The sequence below is a fragment of the Acidovorax sp. genome (genome assembly GCF_046339755.1).
In the GTDB taxonomy this organism is placed as follows: domain Bacteria; phylum Pseudomonadota; class Gammaproteobacteria; order Burkholderiales; family Burkholderiaceae_C; genus Acidovorax.
On sequence record NZ_JBKDTZ010000095.1, the window covers coordinates 1 to 4,857 of the forward strand.

Below are 4,857 nucleotides of genomic sequence, written 5' to 3' on the forward strand. Positions count from 1 at the left end.
CCACCTGATCGTTTGCAAGGACGGTGTGGGCAACATAGAGCCCATGTCCTCGATCTTCATGAAGATGGGTGATCGCTTCTCGTACCTGGGCGGCCTGCCCACGGCCGAGGTGTATGCCGCCGCGTACAAGGCGCTGGGCACGCCGGTGTACTCGTCGGCGGTGTTCAACTTCATCCCCAAGACGGCGATGGAGTTCTACAAGGCGGTGGCGGCCGACGACATGGCCACGCAGCACCGGCTGCTCAAGGACTTCTTCATGCCTTACCTCGATATCCGCAACAAGGTGGAAGGCTATGGGGTGAGCATCATCAAGGCCGGCGCCAAGCTGGTGGGCCATGGTGCGGGGCCGGTGCGCGCGCCGCTGACGGACCTCAAGCCCGCTGAGATGGAGCAGCTCAAGGCGCTGATCGACAAGCTCGGCCCGCAGTAAGCCCACGCAAGGGCCTGGATCACTCCCCAGGCCCTTTTTTTCCTTTTCCAGTCTTGATCTCCAGGCGCCTGGCCGTGCCCGGCCGCCTGGTGTAGACGCGGCACGCCCCTCCTTGCAAACACAACAATGGAGACAGACAGCATGTTCAAGAAGATCGTTATGGCCACTGCCACCGCCGTGGTCATCGCAGCCCTGGCCGGTTGCGCCAGCAGCACAGCCTCCGGTTCGTCGGCCTCGGCCGAGCAGGCTGTGGCCGCAGCCGCCGAACGCTTGCGCGTGGCCATGATCGACCCGACACAGGCGGCCCTCGCGCCCCTGGTGGCCGACGACCTGAGCTATGGCCACTCGGGCGGCCGGGTGGACACCAAGGACAGCTTCATCGGCGACCTGCTCGCCGGCAAGTCCGACTTCGTGACCATCGCCATCACCGACCAGACCATCAAGGTGGTGGGCAACACGGCCATCGTGCGCCATACGCTCACGGCCGACACCAACGACTCGGGCAAGCCCGGCAAGGTGCAGATCAAGATCCTGGGTGTATGGCAACAGCAAGGCGGCAGCTGGAAACTGCTGGCCCGCCAGGCCGTGCGCGTCGCGACGTAAGATTGCAGCCCGCCTTTCGCAACGGCGGTCCAGCGCCAGGGACCGCCTCCCTCCCCTCCCCTTCATGACCCAGCCCTCCAAGCCCCGCATCCTGCAGATCGCCCGCCTTCCCCTGCCCGCCCTGGAGACCGACCTGGCCGCCCGCTACGACGTGGTCTGCCTGTCCGACCAGGCCGATCCGGCCGCCTTTCGGGCTGCGCACGGTGCCAGCTTCACGGGCGTGGCCACCTCGGCCTCCATCGGCCTCAAGGGCGAGGTAATCGCGGCCCTGCCCAACTTGCAGGTGGTGAGCAGCTTCGGCGTGGGCTTCGACGCACTGGACATCGCCGCCTGCCAGGCGCGGGGCATCCCCGTGGGCTACACACCCGATGTGCTCAACGACTGCGTGGCCGACATGGCGTTTGCGCTGATGCTCGACGTCTCGCGCGGCGTGGCCGCGAGCGACCGCTTCGTGCGCCGCGGCGAATGGCCCAAGGCGCGCTATGCGCCGCTGACGCGCGTGTCGGGCAAGCGCCTGGGCATCGTCGGCATGGGCCGCATCGGCCTGGCCGTGGCCGAGCGCGCCACCGGCTTTCGCATGGAGGTGGGCTACTACAACCGCCGCCCTGTCGAAGGCTCCACCCTGCCGCGACTGGATTCGCTGCTGGCGCTGGCCGAGTGGGCCGACTACCTCGTGCTCACGGTGGCCGGCGGCGCGTCCACGCGCCACCTGGTCAACCGTGAGGTGCTCCATGCCCTGGGCCCCAAGGGCTACCTGATCAACGTGGCGCGTGGCACCGTGGTGGACGAGGCCGCGCTGGTCGAGGCCCTGCAGCACAAGCGCATCGCCGGTGCCGGGCTAGACGTGTTCGAGGACGAACCCCAGGTGCCTGCCGCCCTGATGGACCTGGACAACGTGGTCCTGACCCCGCACACCGCCAGCGCCACGCACGAAACCCGCCGCGCCATGGCCGACCTGGTGCTGGAGAACCTGGAATCCTTTTACGCCACAGGCGCCGTGCGCGTGCCGGTACCGGTCACCTGACATAAAAAAGCCCCCACCGGCATGCGCCGGCGAGGGCCGAGACAAGGCGCGCCGCCAGGGGCGCACCATCCCTGTTACTTCAAGACGCCCTTGGAGATGTCCATGATCATGCGCGCGGCCAGGTACAGGCGCGGCACGATGGTGTTGACCTGCACGTACTCGGCATCGTTGGAGTGGGCACCGTAGCCCGACAGGCCCATGCCCTCCACCACGGCGCCCTTGGTCTTGAGCGCAGCGAAGGCCGCATCGGTACCACCGCCCGTGGCCTTCTCGACCACGGCGAGGGGCAGACCCAGCTCCTGGTAGATGACCTTGCCATAGCCGGCCACGCGGCGCGAAGCCTCGCTGGCTTCGAGCGGCGGACGGCGCACCTCGAACTTCACGTCCACCTTGGAGGCGGGCAGCAGCTTGGTCTTGATCTTCTCCTGCAGCGCCTTTTCCAGCCCGTCGAAGTCGGCCACCTTGAGCGCACGCGCATCGGCCTGGGCAGTCGCTTCGGCGGGGATCACATTGCGGTTGGTGCCGGACTTGGAGACCGTCCAATTGAGCTTGAGGCCTTCGTCGTTCTTCGACAAGTCCTTCATCTGCAGCAGCTGGTGCGACAGCTCGTACAGCGCATTCACACCGTCTTCGGGCTTGGCGCCTGCGTGCGAGGCCTTGCCCTGCACCGTGAGGTAGGCCGCGCCGATGCCGCTGGTGGCCAGGCGCAGCGTGCCGTCGGTGCCGCCGCCCTCGAATGAGAACACCACATCGTGCTCGGCCGCCACGCGGGTGATGGTGCTGCGCCAGCCAGGCGAACTGATCTCTTCATCGCCATTGACCAGCACCGTGAGCGTGCCGTAGTCCTTGAAGTTGAGCTTTTGCAGCAGCGCGATGGTGTGGATGATGAGGGCGATGCCCTGCTTGTCGTCAGAGATACCCAGGCCATAGGCTTTGTCGCCGTCGATGCGGAAGGGCTGGTCCTTGAGCATGCCCTTCAAGTACACCGTGTCCATGTGCGCGATGAGCATGATCTTCTTGCTGCCCGTGCCCTTGAACACGGCCTGCACGGCCGGGCCCACCTTCTCGGGCGTGTCGTCCAGGCGGTAGACATCGCTGGTCTGCAGCACCTCCACCGTGCCGCCCAGTTGCTTGAGCGGGGCGGCGATGCGCTCGGCGATCTGGTTCAGGCCTTCGATGTCCTTGCTGCCCGATTCGATGTGCACCAGGTCGCGCAAGGTGTCGAGCAGGGGTTGCTGTTCCTTTTGCGCCAGGGCGTGCACGTCGGCCACGGGGGCTGCGTGGGCCATGGCGGCGGCGAAGGCCAGGGAGAGGGAGGCGATCAGGGGGCGGAGGGGATGGGGCATGGTTGGACTGCTGGCAGCGGCAAGTGAATGGCGAAGGCTAATTATGTTGCTGATGGCGGTTGCTTTGCTGGTTGCCGCATGCCTCGGCTTTTTTTAAAGCATGCTTTGATTCAGGGCGGAGGCCGGGATGTGCGCCCGGCGGCGCAGTAACTTTCTCTTGGGCCGCTGTATAGACCGGGGACATAGGAAACAGGTGTGCCAGGACATACGAAACACATCCCGCTCAATTGGAGATGGTTTTGTAGTCCGTGTCCAATTGCATAAACCGTTGGTGGCAGAAGAACACGTCGAGCCCCCCATCACGGCCTGGATCAGATCTGAATGCAATAGGCATCCTCAACAGGGAGTTGGGTACCTTGATCTTGTGCCCATGCACCACCGCCTCACCGTTGTGCTTGACTACTGCAACGGTATCCCCTTGCGGATACTCGATCTCTGGCAGGCTGCTGGGGTAGGTTCTGCAGCTAGGCTGGTAGCGCTTGTCCGGAGGCTTCATTCCCAAGGCCTCATGCGGGCGTTCATGGTTGTAAACGCTGCGCCAACGCTCAAAGGCGAGCTGAGCCTCATGCAGGTCGCTAAAGCTTCGTCCAGCCAGCACCTCGGCCTTGAACGAGCGATGAAAGCGTTCGATCTTTCCGTTCGTCTGGGGATGGTAGGGGGAGCTGTGGCTGACCCCGATTCCCAGTCGGATCAGCCATACGCTGAGTTCGGACAGGCCATGACCGGCCAGGCGCGGACTGCCCCAAGGTGCACCGTTGTCCGCGTTGATGCGCACCGGCATGCCATAGCGCTCGAACACCCGGATCAGATGGGGCTTTACGCAGGCAGCCCCCACGCTGGCACACGCTTGCAAGGCAAGGTTGAAGCGCGAGTGATCGTCCAGCAGCGTCAATGGATAGCAGCGCCGCTGGGCCAAAGCGAAGTCTCCCTTGAAGTCGATCTGCCACAAGGAATTGGGCAACTCATGTTCAAACCGCTGCCAGGGCGTAGCGTCCAGGCTGGCCTGGGCTGCGATCAGGCCATGGCGGTGCAGGATGGCGGTGATGGTGCTGGCAGAGGGGACCTGCGTGTGGCCCAAATCCGCCAGGCGGCGGGCAATCTTGCGGCTACCCCAGGCAGAGTGCTCCTGACGCAGTGCCACTACTGCTTGCTCCATCGCCAAGCCCGTGCGTGTAGGGCTCGTCAATGGTCGTCGCGAACGTGGGATGCATGCAGCTGGACCCTCTTGGGCAAATCGGTTGAGCAAGGCATACGCGGCCTTGGCTCCAATACCGAAGCGGCGGCACAGCTCGCGCCGGTTGGCGCCCTCTTGCATTGCAAGTTCCACGAACTCACGCTTGACGTCCATAAGGTCTTTCGGTTGCCAGGCCATGGGGCTTCTCCCTTGCGAACGCAAAGCAGAAGTGTTTCCTATGTCTTCGCACACCTGTTTCCTATGTCCCCGGTCTATACAG

Annotated in this window: 5 protein-coding genes; 3 read left to right on the forward strand and 2 right to left on the reverse strand. The window is 64.6% G+C overall.

What is annotated here, in order from left to right; genetic code table 11:
• The 3 genes from ACK59X_RS07680 to ACK59X_RS07690 form a co-directional block, all read left to right on the forward strand.
• Positions 1 to 430 (forward strand): dihydrodipicolinate synthase family protein (locus tag ACK59X_RS07680; RefSeq protein ID WP_409956296.1); only part of this gene is annotated, 430 nt, incomplete at its 5' end.
• Between the two features lie 141 nt (positions 431 to 571).
• Positions 572 to 1,033, forward strand: coding sequence for a nuclear transport factor 2 family protein (locus tag ACK59X_RS07685; protein ID WP_409956297.1), 462 nt, complete (start codon positions 572 to 574; stop codon positions 1,031 to 1,033).
• A gap of 64 nt (positions 1,034 to 1,097) precedes the next feature.
• Positions 1,098 to 2,057 (forward strand): 2-hydroxyacid dehydrogenase, encoded by a 960-nt coding sequence (locus ACK59X_RS07690; protein ID WP_409956298.1) that lies wholly within the window; start codon positions 1,098 to 1,100, stop codon positions 2,055 to 2,057.
• A gap of 74 nt (positions 2,058 to 2,131) precedes the next feature.
• Here ACK59X_RS07690 and ACK59X_RS07695 read toward each other — a convergent pair whose 3' ends face one another.
• Positions 2,132 to 3,403, reverse strand: coding sequence for a M20/M25/M40 family metallo-hydrolase (locus tag ACK59X_RS07695; RefSeq protein ID WP_409956299.1), 1,272 nt, complete (start codon positions 3,401 to 3,403; stop codon positions 2,132 to 2,134).
• A 223-nt stretch (positions 3,404 to 3,626) separates the two neighbouring features.
• Positions 3,627 to 4,775, reverse strand: coding sequence for an IS481 family transposase (locus ACK59X_RS07700; protein ID WP_409956300.1), 1,149 nt, complete (start codon positions 4,773 to 4,775; stop codon positions 3,627 to 3,629).
• Positions 4,776 to 4,857 lie beyond the last annotated feature (82 nt).

What these genes read in the sequence shown, in the direction of transcription:
- ACK59X_RS07700 (WP_409956300.1), bottom strand. Translation starts at nt 4,775, where the DNA reads ATGGCCTGGCAACCGAAAGACCTTATGGACGTCAAGCGTGAGTTCGTG.
- ACK59X_RS07690 (WP_409956298.1), top strand. Translation starts at nt 1,098, where the DNA reads ATGACCCAGCCCTCCAAGCCCCGCATCCTGCAGATCGCCCGCCTTCCC.
- ACK59X_RS07685 (WP_409956297.1), top strand. Translation starts at nt 572, where the DNA reads ATGTTCAAGAAGATCGTTATGGCCACTGCCACCGCCGTGGTCATCGCA.
- ACK59X_RS07695 (WP_409956299.1), bottom strand. Translation starts at nt 3,403, where the DNA reads ATGCCCCATCCCCTCCGCCCCCTGATCGCCTCCCTCTCCCTGGCCTTC.